At 72.1% G+C, this 17,645-nt stretch carries 13 protein-coding genes; 6 read left to right on the forward strand and 7 right to left on the reverse strand.

The annotated features are described in order from the left end of the window. Window positions 1–10 precede the first annotated feature (10 nt). Complete coding sequence (locus ABZ937_RS38555) at window positions 11–1,438, forward strand: FGGY-family carbohydrate kinase (RefSeq protein WP_361699289.1); 1,428 nt, start codon at window positions 11–13, stop codon at window positions 1,436–1,438. Between the two features lie 20 nt (window positions 1,439–1,458). Here ABZ937_RS38555 and ABZ937_RS38560 read toward each other — a convergent pair whose 3' ends face one another. Further along, entirely contained in the window at window positions 1,459–2,097 is a 639-nt protein-coding gene (locus tag ABZ937_RS38560) for a DsbA family protein (RefSeq protein WP_361699291.1), read from the reverse strand. A gap of 137 nt (window positions 2,098–2,234) precedes the next feature. Here ABZ937_RS38560 and pepN point away from each other — a divergent pair, with 137 nt between their 5' ends. The 3 genes from pepN (at window position 2,235) to ABZ937_RS38575 (ending at window position 7,072) form a co-directional block, all read left to right on the forward strand. Beyond that, window positions 2,235–4,817: an aminopeptidase N gene (gene pepN / locus ABZ937_RS38565; RefSeq protein ID WP_361699293.1), complete on the forward strand. Its 2,583-nt coding sequence runs from the start codon at window positions 2,235–2,237 to the stop codon at window positions 4,815–4,817. Between the two features lie 207 nt (window positions 4,818–5,024). Next, the gene (locus ABZ937_RS38570) at window positions 5,025–6,062 is read left to right on the forward strand and encodes a hypothetical protein (protein WP_361699295.1); all 1,038 of its coding nucleotides are present in this window, start codon (window positions 5,025–5,027) and stop codon (window positions 6,060–6,062) included. 200 nt (window positions 6,063–6,262) lie between these two features. Then, entirely contained in the window at window positions 6,263–7,072 is an 810-nt protein-coding gene (locus ABZ937_RS38575) for an SGNH/GDSL hydrolase family protein (protein WP_361699297.1), read from the forward strand. 1 nt (window position 7,073) lies between these two features. Here ABZ937_RS38575 and ABZ937_RS38580 read toward each other — a convergent pair whose 3' ends face one another. The 6 genes from ABZ937_RS38580 to ABZ937_RS38605 all read right to left on the reverse strand — a co-directional run bounded on the left by ABZ937_RS38580 (window position 7,074) and on the right by ABZ937_RS38605 (window position 13,414). Beyond that, window positions 7,074–8,267, reverse strand: a complete 1,194-nt coding sequence (locus ABZ937_RS38580) for a glycosyltransferase (RefSeq protein WP_361699317.1) — start codon at window positions 8,265–8,267, stop codon at window positions 7,074–7,076. A 151-nt stretch (window positions 8,268–8,418) separates the two neighbouring features. Beyond that, complete coding sequence (locus tag ABZ937_RS38585; protein ID WP_361699299.1) at window positions 8,419–9,558, reverse strand: serine hydrolase domain-containing protein; 1,140 nt, start codon at window positions 9,556–9,558, stop codon at window positions 8,419–8,421. Window positions 9,559–9,651: 93 nt separating this feature from the next. Continuing rightward, complete coding sequence (locus ABZ937_RS38590) at window positions 9,652–11,418, reverse strand: TIGR03767 family metallophosphoesterase (RefSeq protein WP_361699301.1); 1,767 nt, start codon at window positions 11,416–11,418, stop codon at window positions 9,652–9,654. Between the two features lie 200 nt (window positions 11,419–11,618). Continuing rightward, window positions 11,619–12,098 carry an NUDIX hydrolase gene (locus tag ABZ937_RS38595; protein WP_361699303.1) on the reverse strand — a complete coding sequence of 160 codons (480 nt, stop codon included), beginning with the start codon at window positions 12,096–12,098 and terminating at the stop codon, window positions 11,619–11,621. Between the two features lie 9 nt (window positions 12,099–12,107). Continuing rightward, window positions 12,108–12,965 (reverse strand): pyridoxamine 5'-phosphate oxidase family protein, encoded by an 858-nt coding sequence (locus ABZ937_RS38600; RefSeq protein ID WP_361699305.1) that lies wholly within the window; start codon window positions 12,963–12,965, stop codon window positions 12,108–12,110. 2 nt (window positions 12,966–12,967) lie between these two features. Continuing rightward, on the reverse strand, window positions 12,968–13,414 hold the full coding sequence (locus tag ABZ937_RS38605) for a VOC family protein (RefSeq protein ID WP_361699319.1): 447 nt from the start codon (window positions 13,412–13,414) through the stop codon (window positions 12,968–12,970). Window positions 13,415–13,543: 129 nt separating this feature from the next. On the opposite strand from ABZ937_RS38605, the gene ABZ937_RS38610 reads away from it, so the two are divergent. Continuing rightward, complete coding sequence (locus ABZ937_RS38610) at window positions 13,544–14,086, forward strand: CGNR zinc finger domain-containing protein (protein WP_361699307.1); 543 nt, start codon at window positions 13,544–13,546, stop codon at window positions 14,084–14,086. A gap of 173 nt (window positions 14,087–14,259) precedes the next feature. Continuing rightward, on the forward strand, window positions 14,260–17,565 hold the full coding sequence (locus ABZ937_RS38615; protein ID WP_361699309.1) for a S8 family serine peptidase: 3,306 nt from the start codon (window positions 14,260–14,262) through the stop codon (window positions 17,563–17,565). The last annotated feature ends 80 nt before the right edge of the window (window positions 17,566–17,645 follow it).

Below are 17,645 nucleotides of genomic sequence, written 5' to 3' on the forward strand. Positions count from 1 at the left end.
GAGGTTCGCTGTGTTCGTCGGTATCGATGTGGGCACGTCCCTAGTGAAGGCCGCCGCCTTCGACCGTGCCGGGCGGCAACTGGCCGTGGAGGCCCGGCCGGTGCACCTCGACGTGCGCCGCGGCGCCGTGGAGCAGGAGATGCGGGAGGTGTACGCGGCCGTCGTCGGGGTGCTGCGGGTGCTGACCGGGCGGCTGGAGGAGCCCGTGGAGCTGGCCGGGCTGACCGGGCAGGGGGACGGGGTGTGGCTGGTGGACGGGGCGGGCCGCCCGGTGCGGCCGGCGATGTCCTGGATGGACGGCCGCGCCCATGAGCTGGTGGACCAGTGGCTGGCGGACGGCACCTTCGAGGCCGTCTTCCGGCGCACCGGCAGCGCGGTGTTCCCGGGCTGCCCGGGGCCGCTGCTGGCCTGGCTGGACCGGCACGAGCCGAAGTCCCTGGACGCGGCCGCGGCGGCCGTCTCCTGCAAGGACATGGTGTTCCAGCGGCTGACCGGCGCCGGGAGGGCGGTGACGGACGTGTCGGACGCGTCGATGCCGTTCCTGGACCCGCGCACCCGGACGTACGACAACGGGGTCGTGGAGCTGCTCGGCCTGACCCACCGGCGCGGGCTGCTGCCCCCGGTCGGCGATCCGATCGCCACCGGCGAGGCGGGCGGCGAGGGGCTGCCCGCCGGGACCCCGCTGGCGAACGGCCCGTACGACCTGCCCGCCTGCGCGCTCGGTGCCGGGGTCACCGCGCCCGGCGACGGGCTGCTGATCGTCGGGACCTGTCTGGCGAGTCTGGTCGCCACCGACGAGCTGGACCTCACCGGCGAACCGGCGGGCCTGTACATCTCCACCGACCGGCCGGGGCACTGGCTGCGCGCGATGCCCGCGATGGTCGGCACGGCGGCGCTGGACTGGGTGCTGCGCACGACGGGGGCCCGGCACGAGGAGCTGGACGACCTGCTGGTCTCCGCCCCGCCGGGCGCGCACGGGGTGCGGGTGCTGCCGTACTTCGCGCCGTCCGGGGAGCGGGCCCCCTTCGTGGCGCCCGGGCTGCGGGCCGAACTCCTCGGGGTGTCCCTGGAGTCGACGCCCGCCCATCTGGTCCGGGCCACCTGCGAGGGCATCGGCTACGCGGCCCGGCACTGTCTGGAGGCGGCGGGCCTGACCGGTTCGCTGGCGGTGTGCGGCGGCGGCACCCGCAGCCTCGGCTGGACGGGGCTGCTGGCGGATGTGCTGGGCCGGCCGCTCAGGGTGGTGGAGGGCGAGGTGGGCGCGCGGGGCGCGGTGCTGGCGGCGGCCGAGCGGTACGGCGTCCCGCTGGACGCCGGGGAGTGGACCCGCCCGGCCCGGATCGTGGAGCCCGACCCGGGCCGGGCGGCGTACTACGCCAAGGGCTATGCGGAGCACCTGGAGCTACTGGCGACGGCACGCGAACGGGCCCGGGGCTGAACCGGGCCCGGCGCGGAACGTCACAGGTTGCTGAAGTCCGGGCCCTTGGTCCTGGTCCGCTTGATCTCGTAGAAGCCCGGCACCGAGGCCACGGCGAGGGTGCCGTCCCACAGGCGGGCGGCCTCCTCGCCCTTGGGGGCGGGGGTGACGACCGGGCCGAAGAAGGCGATCTGCTCGCCGTCGGGGCCGGGCACCGCGATGACCGGGGTGCCGACGTCCTGGCCGACCTTCTCGATGCCCTCCTTGTGGGAGGCGCGCAGCTCGGCCTCGTACGGGGTGGAGTCCCAGTGGTCCATGAGGGACCCGGGCAGCCCGACGTCCTTCAGGGCGGCGGCCACGGCCGACTTCTCCGGGCCCTCGCCCTGGTTGTGGATGCGGGTGCCGAGCGCCGTGTAGAGGTCGCCGAGCACCTCCGCGCCGTGCTCCTGCTGGGCCGCGATGACGACGCGGACCGGACCCCACGCCTTGGTCGCGAGCAGCTCGCGGTACTCCTCGGGCAGCTCGTCGAGCTTGTCCTCGTTGAGCACGGCGAGGCTCATCACATGCCAGCGGACCTCGATGTCACGGACCTTCTCCACCTCCAGCACCCAGCGGGAGGTCATCCAGGCCCAGGGGCACAGCGGGTCGAACCAGAAGTCGACGGGGGTCTTGTCCGACATGTCTCTCCTCGTGAGGAACACTTTTCCGGGGAAACACCGTTGTCCGCTCCGCCATTCCCCGACGCCCCCGTCAGGAGCGCATGGCAGGATCAGTCCTGTTCAGCCACCATTCACGCGATCACGAGGGAGTGCCGTCCGTGCCCGGTGAGAATCTGTCCCGCGACGAGGCCCGGGAGCGGGCCGCCCTGCTGTCCGTCGACGGGTACGACGTGTCCCTGGACCTGCGGTCCGCCGTCGGCGACGGGGGCGGCGAGCCGCGCACGTTCCGCTCGGTGACCACCGTCCGCTTCCGCTGCAACGAGCCGGGGGCGTCGACCTTCGCCGACCTGATCGCGCCGAGCGTCACGTCGGTCTCGCTGAACGGCCGGGACCTGGACCCGGGCGAGGTCTTCGACGGCTCCCGGATCGCGCTGGAGGACCTGGCCGCGGAGAACGAGCTGGTGGTGGACGCGCGGTGCGCCTACTCGCGCACCGGCGAGGGCATGCACCGCTTCGTCGACCCGGAGGACGGCGAGGTCTACCTGTACACGCAGTACGAGCCGGCCGACGCCCGCCGGGTGTTCGCGAACTTCGAGCAGCCGGACCTGAAGGCGCCGTACCGCTTCGAGGTGCGGGCGCCCGAGGGCTGGACGGTGTGGAGCAACGGCGCCGGTGAACTCGCCGACGGAGTGTGGCGGTTCGCGGAGACCAAGCCGATCTCGACGTACATCACGTGTGTGGTGGCGGGCCCGTACCACTATGTGACGGACTCCTACAGCCGCACCTTCGAGGACGGGACGACGCTGGAGATCCCGCTCGGCGCGATGTGCCGCAAGGGTCTCGCCCCGCACTTCGACGCGGACGACGTGTTCCTGGTGACCAAGCAGGGCCTGGACTTCTTCCACGACCACTTCGACTACCCGTACCCGTTCGGGAAGTACGACCAGGCGTTCGTGCCGGAGTACAACCTGGGCGCGATGGAGAACCCCGGTCTGGTGACCTTCCGCGAGGAGTTCATCTTCCGCGGGAAGGTGACGCGGGCGTCGTACGAGAGCCGGGCGAACGTCATCCTGCACGAGATGGCGCACATGTGGTTCGGCGACCTGGTCACCATGGAGTGGTGGGACGACCTGTGGCTGAAGGAGTCCTTCGCGGACTTCATGGGCACGTTCGCGAACGTCGGCGCGACCCGCTTCAAGGACGCGTGGATCACGTTCGCCAACCGCCGCAAGGCCTGGGCGTACCGCGCGGACCAGCTGCCGTCCACGCATCCGATCACGGCGGACATCCGTGACCTGGAGGACGCCAAGCTGAACTTCGACGGCATCACCTACGCCAAGGGCGCCTCGGTGCTCAAGCAGCTGGTGGCGTACGTCGGCGAGGAGGCGTTCCTGGAGGGCGCCCGCCGCTACTTCAAGCGGAACGCGTACGGCAACACGCGCCTGGGCGATCTGCTGTCGGTGCTGGCGGAGACCAGCGGCCGGGACATGGCCGCGTGGTCCCGCTCCTGGCTGCAGACGGCCGGGGTGAACTCGCTGACCCCGCAGGTGCTGCTGGACACCGAGGGCGGCCGGATCGCGGAGCTGGCGGTGGTCCAGGAGGCCCCCGAGTCGCACCCGGAGCTGCGCCCGCACCGGATCGCGGTGGGCCTGTACCGCCGCACACCCGAGGGCACGGTGGAGCGGTACGCGCGCGTGGAGGCGGACGTGGTCGGCCCGCGTACGGTCGTGGCGGAGCTGGCGGGCGCCGAGGCGCCGGACCTGGTGCTGGTCAACGACGACGACCTGACGTACTGCAAGACGCGGTTCGACGAGACCTCGCTGGCGGCGCTCCGGCGCGGCCTCGGCGACATCACCGACCCGCTGGCGCGGGCGCTGTGCTGGTCGGCACTGTGGAACATGACGCGGGACGCGCTGCTGCCGGCGCGGGAGTTCATCGGCCTGGTGCTGAAGTTCGGGGGCCGGGAGTCGGACATCGGCGTGCTGCAGATGCTGCACGCGTGGGCGGAGGCGGCGGCGGTCCACTACACGGCGCCCGAGCGGCGGCAGGAGGCCGGCCGGGCGCTGGCCGAGGGCACCTCGCGCCAGCTGCACGGCGCCGAGCCGGGCAGCGAGCACCAGCTGGCCTGGGCGCGGGCCTTCGCGCGCGCGGCCGATGCGCCGGCCGCGTTCGAGCTGCTGACCTCGCTGCTGGACGGCACGGTGACGCTGCCGGGTCTGGAGGTCGACCAGGAGCTGCGCTGGGCGTTCCTGGAGTCGCTCGCCGTGCACGAGGTGGCCGGTGAGAAGGAGCTGGCCGCCGAACTCGCCCGGGACGACACCGCCTCGGGCAAGCGCCACCAGGTGCGCTGTCTGGCCGCGCGCCCGTCGGCGGCGGTCAAGGCGCAGGCGTGGGCGCAGGTGGTGGAGTCCGACGCGCTGTCGAACGCGCTGGTGGAGGCGACGATCGCGGGCTTCGCGCAGCCGTCGCAGCGGGAGCTGACCGCGCCGTACACGCCGAAGTACTTCGCGGCGATCGAGCGGGTGTGGGGCGAGCGGTCGATCCAGATCGGGATGGACGTGGTGCGGGGCCTGTTCCCGTCGCTCCAGGACTCGCCGGAGACGCTGCGGGCCACGGACGCCTGGCTGGACGCGCACCGGGACGCGGCGCCGGCGCTGCGCCGGCTGGTGCTGGAGGCGCGGGACGACCTGGCGCGGGCGCTGAACGCACAGGCGTGCGACGCGGCGGCAGGCGACCGCTGAGCTTTGGCCTGAGCTTGCCCGGCCGGTGACCGTTACGAAATTCGGGCAAACACAGCCGTAACCCCTGGTCCGCACCCGATCGGACCAGGGGTTTTCGCTGCCCACTCGGCACCCGAACACCTGACCTTTAGTCCCGCCTTGTCCGCATTTCTCGACGGCCGTGTAACAGCGGTTACGAGCGGGACGGGGCGCGGGAATCCCGACGCCATGACCCACAACACCCCGCTCTCCCCCCGCCCCCTCCGCCACCTCTCCGACGGCCACCGCCGCGTCCTGACGGCGGCTCAGCTGCGCGCCCACGGCGTGACCGCGGCCGAGCTGGCCGAGCAGTGCCGCCCCGACGGCCCCTGGCGGGAGCTGCTCCCGCACGTGATCCTGCTGCACCCCGGCCCGCCCACCGGCGAGGAGCGGCTGCACGGGGCGCTGCTGTACGCGGCCCGCACCACCGAGCCCGGCGTCCCGGCGCAGCCGACGGCCGGCAGCCCGCACCGGCCGCTGTACGCGGAGGCGGTGCTCACCGGCCTGGCCGCGCTGACCCTGCACGGCTTCTCGTCCACCCCGCCGCTGCCCGCCCTGGACCACGTCGACATCCTGGTGCCGCGGCTGCGCCGGCTGCGCTCCACGGGCTACGTCCGCATCCTGCGCACCCCCGCCCTGCCCGCCCCGCGCGCGGTGACGGGCCTGCCGGTGGCGCCGGTGCCGCGCGCACTGGCCGACGCGGTGGCGGAGCTGACGGACGCCGAGGCGGTGCGCCGGCTGCTGACGGAGGCGGTGCGCGGCGGCCACTGCGAACCGGCCGCCGTGGTCCGGGAACTGACCCAGGCGAAGCTGCTGAACCGGCCGCACGTGGTGGACGCGGTGGACGCGCTGGTCGCCGAGGGCCGCTCGATCGCCGAGGACCGCCTGTACCGGATGGTCCGCGAGTACGGCCTGCCCGACCCGGTCTGGAACGTCGACCTGCGCCTGCCCGGCGGCCCGCACCTGGGCGGTGTGGACGCCTACTGGCCGGACCAGGCCGTCGCCGTCGAACTCGACACGCGCGCGCCCCGCCAGGACGACGACGCCCTGTGGTCGGAGTACGCCCGCAAGCGCGAGCACCTCGAACGCCTCGGCATCACGGTCGTGTACCTCACGCCGAGGAAGCTCCGGAACTCCCTGGAGCAGCAGGCGGCGGTGGTGCGGACCGCGCTGATGGCGTCGGGCGACCGCGACCCGGCCGCGTACGTCCTGGCGCTGCCCCGGTAGTGACGCGCCGGGGCAGCACCACGAGGGCCGTGGGGGCGGCCGTCAGGAGGGGAGCGGAGGGGCCGCCGGGCAGGACGCCGGCGGCCCCTCCTCACGCGCGGCGCCGGCCGTCCACTTCTGCTGCGCCGCCCGGGTGAGGATTCACCGGAACGGACGAGCACCGCGGGCGGGGCCGGCGCGGGCCGCGGTAGACGGGACTCATGAGACCGTCCCGAACAGCGGCAGTCGCGGCCTCCCTCCTCCTGTCGGCGGGCTGCGCGTTCGTCGATCCCGCGACGGCGGAGGTGGCACCCCGGACCGTGGCCGCCGGCTATGTCGCCCTCGGTGACTCCTACTCCTCGGGTGCCGGAGCCGGCGACTACCTGCCCTCGGCCGGGAAGAACTGCAAGCGCAGCAGCCGGGCCTACCCGGTCCTGTGGGCCGAGGCCCACCGGCCGTCGTCCTTCAGCTTCCTCGCGTGCAACGGCGCCGGGACGGGCGAGGTGCTGTCCGAGCAGCTCGGCCCGCTCGGCGCCCGCACCCGGCTGGTCTCCCTCACCGTCGGCGGCACGGACTCGGGCTTCGCCACCGTCATGACGAGCTGCGCGCTGGGCGGCACCCCCTGCCGGTCCGCCGTCAGCCGGGCGCGCACCGCCATGGACGGCCCCCTCGCGCGCAACCTCGACCGGCTCTACTCCGTCATCCGGAACAGGGCGCCCGCCGCCCGCGTCGTGGTGCTCGGCTACCCGCACCTGTACCACCTCAGGGGCAGCTGTGCGCTGGGCCTGCCGGAGGTGGAGCGCGCCGCCATCAACGACGCGGTGGACCACCTCAACGAGGTGATCGCCCAGCGCGCGGCCGACCACGGGTTCACCTTCGCCGACGTCACCTCCGCGTTCGCCGGCCACGAGATCTGCTCGTCCCGGCCCTGGCTGCACGGCGTCGACGTGCTGGCGATCACCGAGTCGTACCATCCGACGGCACCGGGGCAGTCCTTCGGCTACCTTCCGGCGCTCGACCGGGCGTCCTGAACTACAGCGGCTCGGGCAGCGTCGGCAGCCGGGACGCGCGGGTGTGGACGCCGTCGAGCAGCGCGGCGTACGCGGCGATCATGCGCGTACGGCTGAAGCGTTCGCGGCTCGCCGCCAGTGCCGGGGCGAGGCCGGCGCGGCCGGCGACCGCCGCCGTCCAGGCCAGGGCGATGGCCTCCGGGTCCTGCGGGGTGACGAAACCGTGCCCCCGGACGATCTCCGCGCTGTCGCCCACGTCCGTGGTCACCGGGACGGCGCCGCACATCATGCCCTCGATCAGGCACAGCGGCGCCGCCTCCCCGGAGGCGGAGGTCAGGGCGACGACGTCGGCGCCGGCGTACACGGTCTCCATGTCGCGGCGTACGCCGAGCGGCCGGACCCGCTCCGCGAGGTGCCGGTCGGCACCGAAGGCGACCTCGAGGTCGGCCCACAGGGCCGGATTGGTGTCGGTCATGCCCGCGCCGCACATCAGGACCTGGCCCTCGGGCTCGCGGGCGAGCCAGGCACGGGCGGCGCGGAGGAGGAGCGGGACGTTCTTCATGGTGGCGTAGCGGGCCGCGAAGACGATCACCGGTGCCCGGGCCGGGATGCCCAGGGAGGCGCGGAACGCCGGCCGGGCCGCCGGGTCCGGGCGGAAGCGGAGCAGGTCCACCCCGTTGGGGATGACGTGCAGCACCTCGCGCGGGATGCCGGCGGCCTCGTAGGCGGCCCGCGTGGACTCGGCGCAGCAGACGCAGGCCACCACGGTGCCGTCGGCTATCGCGGCCTTCAGCTCGTCCAGGGCGGGGCCCTGGTTCTCCGGGTCGGAGCGGTGCAGGCCGACCACGACCGGGCGGCGGGGCAGCCCGGCCTGGTTGAGCAGGGCCAGCGGCTGCTCCTTCAGCGACAGGATCACATCCGCCGCGGCCATGGACCGAGCGGTTTCGGCCAGCTCGGGGCCGCTGAAAGCGTTCGCCGCGACGGTGCCGTCCACCAGTCCCGCGGTGCGGCCCAGCGAGGTGACGCCGACCCCGCCGGCGGTCAGCGCCCGGTAGCAGGCGTCGTCCTCCATGCGCTGCCGGGTGGCCTCGCGGTGGACCTCGCCGTGGATGCTGAGTACCTGGTGGGACTGGCCGCCCTCGGCCAGTCCCAGAACGACGTCGGTATGCACGATCCGGGCTCCCCCGGAGAAGAATCCCTCGTACACCGACAGCACACGCAGTTCGTGCCTCGCGCGCACACGACCACCCGCCTTGCATAAATGATCGTAAAGATCGAGCCATCCCCGTTCACAGCGGGTTAGCCGATATGAGGCGGTACGGACATTACGTACGCGTTAACGCAGAACTACGCGAATGAAACGTTGCCTAACAGAATTCCTTCTCGACCACGGTCGCCGTGTCGCCGGTCCAGTCCCCGTTGAAATTGAGGGCGAGGGAATGGCGGCCGTCCGCCGTCGTCACGGCCGAGGACGCGGAGCCGTGGATGCCTCCGTCATGACCCCAGACATGAACACCGCAGGTCAGCGTGGTCTCGATGAGGCCGAGGCCATAGCGGGTGTTCGGGGCGTCGGCGATCTTCACCGTGGTCTTCATCTCTTTCAGCTGTCGCGGCGGAAGGATCTTTCCGCGCAGCAGGGCGCCGTAGAAGCGGTCCAGATCCGCGGAATTCGAGATCATTTCCCCGGCGGAGGAGGCGATGGACGGATTGAGGTTCGTGACGTCGTACGTCGAGCCCGTCTCCGGTTCGGTGAATTTGGAGTAGGCGCGGCTGCTGGGCTGCGGGACGGTGACCTTCGTGCCGGGGAGGGAGGTGGCCGTCAGGTGCAGGGGGGCGAGGATGCGGCGGTTGATCTCGGTGGCGTACGGGCGGCCCGTCACCTTTTCGATCACCATGCCGGCCAGAACGTAGTTGGTGTTGGAGTAGTTCCACGAGGCGCCCGGCGCGAAGTCCGGCTTGTGCCGCATCGCGATCGCCACCAGCTCGGCCGGGGTGACGGTGTCGTAGCGGTGCTGGAAGAAGCCGTCCTTGACGAAGTAGGCGCGGGCGAAGTCCTCGTCCGCCGTGTAGTTGTAGATGCCGCTGGTGTGGCTGAGGAGCTGACGGACGGTGATGTGGCGGCCGTCGTGCCCGTGGCCGCGCACGACCCCGGGCAGCCACCGGTCGACCTTGTCGTCCAGGGAGAGCCGGCCCTCCGCCTCCAGCTGGAGGAGGACCGTCGAGACGAAGGTCTTGGTGATGCTGCCGACGCGGTAGCGGTCGGCGGTCGAGCGGGGTTCGCCGGTGCGGAGGTCCCCGACACCGGCCGTCGCGGACCAGGTGCCGTGGCTGTCCCGCGCGGTGGCGGTCACGCCGGGCACCCCGGCCTCGACCGCCGCCTCGATCGCCTTGCGGGTGGCGGAGTGGCCGCCCCCGGAGTGACTTCCGGTGGCGGCCACGGCCGGGGCCGCGAGGGCGGCCGTGAGGAGCAGGGTGGTGGTGCCGATCAGTGTCGCGCGTACGCGCATGTCTTCCCCCAACGTGTGGTGTGGGACCGGTCAGGGGGAGTGACCTGGGTAAGTGCGCGAAAGTTGCTCCGATGTAGGCCGGTTGAGTGACTTTCAGCCCTTCTTGAGCACCAGCTCCGTGTTCCGGTCGGCCGCGTCGCCGGCGAGGGTCTTGTTGGCGCCGGGGGCGTTGTACGACAGCTCGCGGTAGAGGGCGGCGAGGCCGGTCTGGGAGAGGTCTGCGTAGTCGGTGCGGTGCGGGGCGGCCGACTCGATCAGCGTGGTGAACAGGGAGACGGTGCCGTCCTTGTTGTCGACCAGCTCGATGATCCGGGCGAGCTGGGGGTAGTCGACGTGCGAGGCGGTGGAGATCTCCCAGAAGGAGCGCCCGCCGGAGGCCTGGTGCGGGGTGATGACGTTCTTGTGGATGTGCCCGTTCACCCAGGCCAGGACGTTGGCGTGGGAGGCGAGGACGGAGATCACCTCGGCGCCGCCGTGCCGCTTCTCGGCCGGCCGGGCGGGGTCGGGCCGGGTGTTGGTCATGGTCTTGCTGGTGTGGTGGCTGAAGACGACGGCGTAGGAGTCCTTGTTGTCCTTCAGCGTCCTGTCGAGCCACTTCAGCTGGGCGGTGCCGATCGAGCCCTCGTAGTGGCCGCCGGCGTCGGTGGTGTCGAGGCTGATGCCGATGACGTCGTCGGAGATGCGGAAGGCGTAGTACTGGGTGCCCGCGTCCAGGTTCGCCGAGGAGTAGCCGTGGCCGACCGGGCCGAGGCCCTGGTACGCCGGGTCCAGGTGGGCCTTCAGGTAGTCGGCCTGGGTGTACGGGGCGCGCTTCTCGTCCGGCGTGACCGGGCGCATCGAGCGGGCGTGGGCCTTGAGGAAGTCGCGGTAGCCGGTGCCCTTGGGGTCCTTGGCGTTCTTGATGGCGTCCTGGAGCTTCTTGGCGTCGGCGTCGGAGACGCTCATCAGCTTCCGTCCGCCGATGGCCGCCTCGGCGAGGTAGCGGTCGCCGTGGGAGCCGTAGCAGCCGAGCGGGAGGGCGTCGTGGTTGCCGACGGTGGAGTACCAGGGCAGGTTCAGGCCCGGGCTCCGCACCTCGCGGATCGCGGCGGCCAGGAAGTTCTTGAGGTAGGGGAAGCCGAGCGCCTTGTCGTGGTCGCGGACGCCGGAGCCGGGCTGCCAGTACAGCTTGAGACCGCTGTTCTGCACGCCCTCGTAGTGCCTCGGGTCCCCGGAGTTGGGGGTGATCCGGCCGCCGCTCATCACCTTCATGAACCACTCCAGTTCGGAGTGGGCGTTGTTGTCGGTGTTGTCGCCGGTGGTCATCACGAAGTGCAGCGGGGCGCCGGTGACGGGGGCGCCGCGCAACGCGTTGACCCGCTCCACGAGGGAGATCGCGCCCGGCACGGTGAGCGCCTCGTGCGGACGCCAGGCGTGCACGTCGTGGGAGCGCAGGTACTCCAGGCGCAGCGGGTGCTGGACGTCCATCAGGTGCAGGTCGGTGAACTGCACGAACGCGGCGAGGGCCGTGCGCCGGCTCGCCCGGCCGGACTGGGGCGCCGCCAGCTCGCCGCGCACGACCCGCTTCCAGCCGGGCCCGTCACCGAGGCGGCGGTAGCCGGAGCCGTTCCGCGGGGCGGCGACGGAGGCGACGGTGGTGCCCTTGGTGTAGGGGGCGGTCGCGGCGCCTGCGGCGGCCTGCCGGGAGTGGGCGACCGGTGCCTCCGCCTCCGCCGCGGCGGACGCGGTGGCGGCGTGGCTGTCGGTGGGACGCAGGGCGTAGCCGACGCCCGCGGAGAGCGAGACCGCTCCGGCGGCGGCGAGGACGGTACGGCGGTTGACCCCCAGAGCGGAGGTGGCGACAGAGCGTATGCGCGACATGGCGCGATCTCCCCGAGTGCGAACGCGTCGGCAGTGGTCGCGGGCCGTCGCACAGACGAACGCCCCGCTCACTGTGGATCGTTGGCACCGGGGATGACCTGCGCGTGAACGCGGCGGCAACGCGCAGCGCCGATCACCGTACGTGGATCTCGGGGTACCGGATGCGGTCATGTAGTGGATTGCGGGCGGCCCGGGGCCGGTCACTCCTCGTTCATCTGCGGGGGTACGGGTACGTCCTCCAGGTGTCCGTGGGGCGGGCGTTCGCGCCAGAGCCGCAGGGCGATGTCGACCATCGGCACCCGGACCAGACCGGGTACGGCGTCCACGTCGTGCCAGGCGGCGAAGTCGGTGGATCCGCCGATCTCGTAGCGGAGTTCACCGCCCGTGATCTCGCCCTCGTAGACGATCCGCAGCCCCTGGTGGTCCCTGCGGCGGCCGACGCGCGGGTCGCCGACCAGCCGGTGGGAGTCGACGCCGAGGAGACCGGTCACCTCGATGCGGTAGCCGGTCTCCTCGGTGACCTCGCGGCGGACCGTGTCGTACGGGTCCTCGCCGTGTTCCATCCCGCCGCCGGGCAGCACCCACTCGGGCGTGCCGTCGGGCGCCGGTGACCGGGCGAGCAGGATCTGTCCGTCACGGACGCACACGGCGTAGGCCGCCACCCTCAGGTTCCGTCGCATGGGCGGACGTTAACGTGCCGGCTCCGGGTTGGCGGGCGAATATTCCGGCGCGGACCAGCGCAGGGGCAGGGCGTCCGGGGTCCACAGGGCCTCGGTGAGGGTGAAGCGGACGGTACGGGTGCCGTCCTCGGCGGACTCGGTGCGGGCCTCGCCGGTCAGCTGGAGGGTGCTGCCCGTCTCCCAGTCCAGGAAGAGGAGTCCGGCGCGCGGGTCGGCGTACAGGTTGCCGAGGCTGAGGAACATGGCGTTGCCGGAGTAGTCGGGCCAGGTCAGCTCGCGCGGTGAGGCGACCCGGACGAAGCCGGGGTTGCCGCCGCGGTGGCTGGCGTCGGCGCCGGCTCCGTGCACGGTGGCGAGGAAGAAGGTGTCGGCGGCTCGGATGAACTCCGCTTCTTCAGCGCCGAGTTCGGTGAGGCGTCGGGGGGTGCCCGGGGTGCGGTCGACCGCCTCGTAGGACTCCCTTCGCTGGATGTACTTGGGGCAGTTGGAGAAGACCTGGTCCGCGTCGACGGCGAAGCCGGTTGCCGTCGGCGTGAGGCGGCCGTTGAGACGCATGCGGCGACGGGTTCGAGGGTCCAGGGCGATCGTGCCGACGGTTGTTCCCCGGGCGAAAACGTGAGCCGCGTCCACCGATATCCGCCGGGGCCCCGTCGCCCGTACGAAACCCGGCGTGCCCGTGACGGCGTGCGCCCACACGCTCCCCGTCCCCGGATCCGGCCCGCCGACGATCAGCAGGGGCTGGAGTTCCAGGAAGGCCGCCGCGATCGGCTTGATGTCCTGGCCCAGGGAGCGGCCCACGTGGTCGGCGCGGACGCGGACGCCGGCCTGGTCCTGCACCGCCCGCGAACCCGCGTGATAGACGCCCATGGCTAGAAGAAGCCGCAGGTCGGGGCGGAGGCGTAGGGGGCGGGGGCGCCCTCGACGCCGTGCCGTACCGAGATCTCCAGGCGGGTGCCGTCCGGGTCGTGGAAGAAGATCCCGCCCGAGGCCCCGCCCTCGCGGTGGGCGACCACGCCCTCGTGGGCGAACTCCGCTCCGGCCGCCCTCAGCGCCGCCTCGTACTCCCGGAGGCGGTCGGCCGAGTCGGCGGTGAAGGCGAGGTGGTGCAGTCCGGCCCTTCCGTGGTCGTACGCCCCCTGCGCCTGCTGCCAGAGAGTGAGGACGGGCCCGTCGCCGCTGTCGCCCAGGAACGCGTAGCGCCGGCCGTCCTCCTTGCCCTCGGCGAGCAGGGCGAAGCCGAGGACGTCCCGGTAGAAGGCGAGCGAGCGGTCGAGGTCGGTGACATTGAGGCCGGTGTGGCTCGTGCGCAAGGTCATGGTCATGGCTCTCCCCTTCGGCGTGCCCCCACGGGCACATCTAACCGTCATTCCTCACGGTAGACGGTTAGATGCGACAGAGTCAACCGGTCACGTACCCTTGACTGGTTAGTCGAGGAGGAATGCCCGATGCCCACCACCCGCGACCCCCGCCCCCTCACCGGCGAGCCCCTCGCGCTCGACCTGCTCAACACCCGGTGGAACAAGGAGGGCGTCACCCAGGACCTGCTCGCGGACACGGACGGGCTCGCGGTGTGGCTCGCGAGCAACGGGCTGGCCGGGGCCCACCCGGCCGACGCGGAGGTGCTGGGCCATCTGCGGACGGCGCGCGAGGCGCTCAGGGCCGCGGTGAACGGGCCGCGGGAACAGGCGGTGCCGCTCGTGGACGCCGTGCTGGAGCACGGGCGCATCCGGGCCCGGCTGACCGCGGGCGGTCCGGCCGAGGAGCCCGAGTTCGCCGACCCGGCCTGGGGTCCGGCCTGGCTCGCCGCCCGGAGCTATCTGGACCTGCTCGCCCGGGCCCCGGAGCGGATCCGCGCCTGCGCCGGCGGCAGCTGCATCCTGCACTTCTTCGACACCTCCCGGAACGGCACCCGCCGCTGGTGCTCGATGGCCGCGTGCGGCAACCGGGCCAAGGCGTCCCGGCATTACGCGCGTTCGAAGGAGAACTGAGCAATCAGGGGAGAACTGAGCAAATACCGGGCTATCAGCGCCCGATCCGGTCAAATCCCATAGCGGGTTTTCCCCATACGTTCATCTCGATTCGGTCAACGGTCCCCAAACCCAGGGCCCTTCGGTAAAGCTGAGCGCTCTCGTCCGCTCGTTCCTTTACCTGAGGGATGCCGATGACCCACACGCCCGAGCGTGATCCCATACCCGGCCCGAGACGTCTGGCCCGCATAGCCGTGGCCGTGGGCGTGGTGGCCGCGCTCTCCGCGGCGGGGCCGATACCCCTGGCCCTCGCCGCGGGAACGACACCCGCCCCGGCCGCCGATCCCGGCACCAAGTCCGCCCACGACAAGCTCGGTCCGGACGACGCCGACCTGCTCGCCGAGGCCAAGGCCGACGGCGCCAAGAACATCACGATGATGATCGCGACCGCCCCGGGCCGGACCGAGCAGGTCGCCGAGAAGCTGGACGCGGTCAAGGGCGGCTCCGTGGGCCGCAGCTACGACAAGGTGGGCTACGTCCGGGCCACCGTGCCCACCGGCAGGGCCGACGCGGCCATCCGGACCGTGGCGGGGCTCTCCTCGGTGCACGCCATCGACCTCAAGCAGGACATCCCGCTCGACGACCCGACGCCGAGCGCGGACACCGCCGGCAAGTCCGGTGCGGCGACGGGAAGTTTCCCGGCCCCGGACAAGAGCACCCCGGCGAAGAACCCGTACAACCCCTCCTTCGAGACCGGTGCCGTCGACTTCGTCCAGGAGCACCCGAAGGCGGACGGCCGCGGCATCACCATCGGCATCCTCGACTCCGGCGTCGACCTCGGCCACCCGGCGCTGCAGAAGACCACCACCGGCGAGCGGAAGATCGTCGACTGGGTCACCGCGACCGACCCGATCACCGACAGCGACGGCACCTGGCGCCGGATGACCAACCCGGTCAGCGGCCCCTCGTTCAGCTACGGCGGCGCGACCTGGAAGGCACCCGCGGGCGACTACCAGATCAACCTGTTCCGCGAGTCCGCGACGGCCGGCGGCGACGCCAAGGGTGACGCCAACCGCGACGGCGACACCACCGACGTCTGGGGCGTCCTCTACGACCCGGCCGCCGGCACCGTCCGCGTGGACCTGGACAACAACAACGACTTCACCGACGACACGCCGATGAAGCCGTACAAGGAGGACCACCAGGTCGGCTGGTTCGGCACCGACGACCCGAAGACGGACGTGGCCGAGCGGCAGCCGTTCGTCGTCCAGATCCGCAAGGACGTGCCGACCGACCCGTACGGCGGCGACTGGGTCGGCAAGAAGGCCGACTTCGTCAACATCGGCGTCATCGAGTCCGAGCACGGCACCCATGTCGCCGGCATCACCGCCGCCAACGGCCTGTTCGGCGGGAAGATGAACGGCGCCGCCCCCGGCGCGAAGATCGTCTCCTCCCGGGCCTGCACCTGGACCGGCGGCTGCACCAACGTCGCGCTCACCGAGGGCATGATCGACCTCGTCACCAACCGCGGTGTCGACATCGTCAACATGTCGATCGGCGGCCTGCCCGCGCTGAACGACGGCAACAACGCGCGCGCCGAGCTGTACACCCGGCTCATCGACACCTACGGCGTCCAGCTGGTGATCTCCGCGGGCAACTCCGGCCCCGGCGCCAACACCATCGGCGACCCCGGCCTCGCGGACAAGGTGATCTCGGTCGGCGCGGCGATCTCGAAGCGGACCTGGGCGGCCAACTACGGCTCACAGGTGGAGAAGTCGTACGCGATGATGCCGTTCTCCTCGCGCGGCCCGCGTGAGGACGGCGGCTTCACCCCGACCCTGAGCGCGCCCGGCGCCGCGATCAACACCACCCAGACCTGGCTGCCGGGCTCCCCGGTCGCCGAGGCGGGCTACACACTGCCGGCCGGCTACTCGATGCTCCAGGGCACCTCGATGGCCTCCCCGCAGGCCGCCGGCGCCTCCGCGCTGCTGCTGAGCGCCGCGAAGCAGAAGGGCATCGACCTCACCCCGGCCAAGCTGCGTACGGCCCTGACCTCGACCGCCGACCACATCAAGGGTGTGCAGGCGTACGAGGAGGGCGCGGGCCTCATCGACATCGTGGACGCGTGGGACGCCATCCGCGACGACGCCACCGCGCACGACTACACCGTGAAGGCGCCGGTCGACACCGCGATCGACAACGCCCTGAAGACCCCCGGCTTCGGCACCGGCCTGTACGACCGCGAGGGCGGTCTGAAGGCGGGCGAGAAGAAGACGTACGACGTGACCCTCACCCGTACGTCCGGCCCGGACAAGGCGGTCCGGCACGAGCTGCGCTTCGAGAACAACGCCGGGCACACCTTCCGGATCGTCGGCGACGACGACGTGCGGCTGCCGCTGAACCAGCCGGTGACCGTCAAGGTCCAGGCCGCCCCGAGGTCCGCCGGCATCAAGAGCGCGATCCTGGAGGTCGACGACCCGCGGACCGAGGGCGTCGACAAGCAGGTCCTGACCACCGTCGTGGTGGCGGCCCCGGTGCACTACACCTACTCCGCGTCGGGTTCGGTGCAGCGCAACAGCACGCAGTCGTACTTCCTGACCGTGCCCGAGGGCGCGAAGTCGCTGGAGGTCGCGATCGGCGGGCTGGAGGACAAGAGCCAGACCCGGTTCATCGCCATCCACCCGTACGGCGTCCCGTCCGACACCACCTCGACCCCGAACTGCTACAACAACTACCTGGACGGCAACGGCTGCAAGCCCGACGTGCGCTCGTACGCCGACCCGCAGGCCGGCGTCTGGGAGGTCGAGGTCGAGTCCCGGCGTACGTCCCCACTGCTCGACAACCCGTACCAGCTGGACGTCACCGTCCTCGGCGCGGCCTTCGACCCGGAGACCGTGACCGTCCCCGAGGCCAAGGCGGGCACCCCGGCCGCCGCCTCCTGGAAGGTGACCAACAAGTACGCCGCCCTGGACGGCAAGCTGGTCGGCGGCCCGCTCGGCTCCGCGAAGGCGACCCGCCCGGCCATCAAGGAGGGCGAGACCCAGACCACCACGGTGGAGGTCCCGGCCGGCGCCACCTCGCTCGACGTCGCCATCGGGGGCGTCTCGGACGCGGCGGCCGACCTGGACCTGATGGTGTACGACGCGTCGGGCAAGGAGGTCGGCAAGTCCGCCGACGGTGACTCGGAGGAGGCGGTCTCCGTGCCGTCCCCGGCCGCCGGCACCTACAGCATCAAGGTCGTGGGCTACGCGGTCCCGTCCGGCTCGACCGACTACGACTACCGGGACGTGTTCTTCTCCGCCACGCTCGGTTCCGTCACGGTCGACGGTTCGGCCCCGGTCAAGCTCGGCACGGGCGACTCGGCGACGGTGACCGGCCAGGTCACGGCCGCTGCCGAGGCTCCGGCCGGCCGCGAGTTCTTCGGCCGGGTGCAGCTGGTGAACGCGCACGGCACGGTCGCGGGCGTCGGCAGCGTGAAGATCGAGAAGGTCACGCCGTAACGGGGTGACACGCACGGGAGGGGCGGGCGCGCCAGGAGAGGTTCTCCTTGAAGACCGGGCCCAGGATCAGGCCGATCAGG

The sequence above is a fragment of the Streptomyces sp. NPDC046727 genome, assembly GCF_040645635.1.
In the GTDB taxonomy this organism is placed as follows: Bacteria; Actinomycetota; Actinomycetes; order Streptomycetales; family Streptomycetaceae; genus Streptomyces.

Excerpts from the sequence above, each read along its gene's own strand:
- ABZ937_RS38560 (WP_361699291.1), bottom strand. The coding sequence starts at position 2,097 with ATGTCGGACAAGACCCCCGTCGACTTCTGGTTCGACCCGCTGTGCCCC.
- ABZ937_RS38570 (WP_361699295.1), top strand. The coding sequence starts at position 5,025 with ATGACCCACAACACCCCGCTCTCCCCCCGCCCCCTCCGCCACCTCTCC.
- ABZ937_RS38575 (WP_361699297.1), top strand. The coding sequence starts at position 6,263 with ATGAGACCGTCCCGAACAGCGGCAGTCGCGGCCTCCCTCCTCCTGTCG.
- ABZ937_RS38585 (WP_361699299.1), bottom strand. The coding sequence starts at position 9,558 with ATGCGCGTACGCGCGACACTGATCGGCACCACCACCCTGCTCCTCACG.
- ABZ937_RS38590 (WP_361699301.1), bottom strand. The coding sequence starts at position 11,418 with ATGTCGCGCATACGCTCTGTCGCCACCTCCGCTCTGGGGGTCAACCGC.
- ABZ937_RS38595 (WP_361699303.1), bottom strand. The coding sequence starts at position 12,098 with ATGCGACGGAACCTGAGGGTGGCGGCCTACGCCGTGTGCGTCCGTGAC.
- ABZ937_RS38600 (WP_361699305.1), bottom strand. The coding sequence starts at position 12,965 with ATGGGCGTCTATCACGCGGGTTCGCGGGCGGTGCAGGACCAGGCCGGC.
- ABZ937_RS38605 (WP_361699319.1), bottom strand. The coding sequence starts at position 13,414 with ATGACCTTGCGCACGAGCCACACCGGCCTCAATGTCACCGACCTCGAC.
- ABZ937_RS38610 (WP_361699307.1), top strand. The coding sequence starts at position 13,544 with ATGCCCACCACCCGCGACCCCCGCCCCCTCACCGGCGAGCCCCTCGCG.
- ABZ937_RS38615 (WP_361699309.1), top strand. The coding sequence starts at position 14,260 with ATGACCCACACGCCCGAGCGTGATCCCATACCCGGCCCGAGACGTCTG.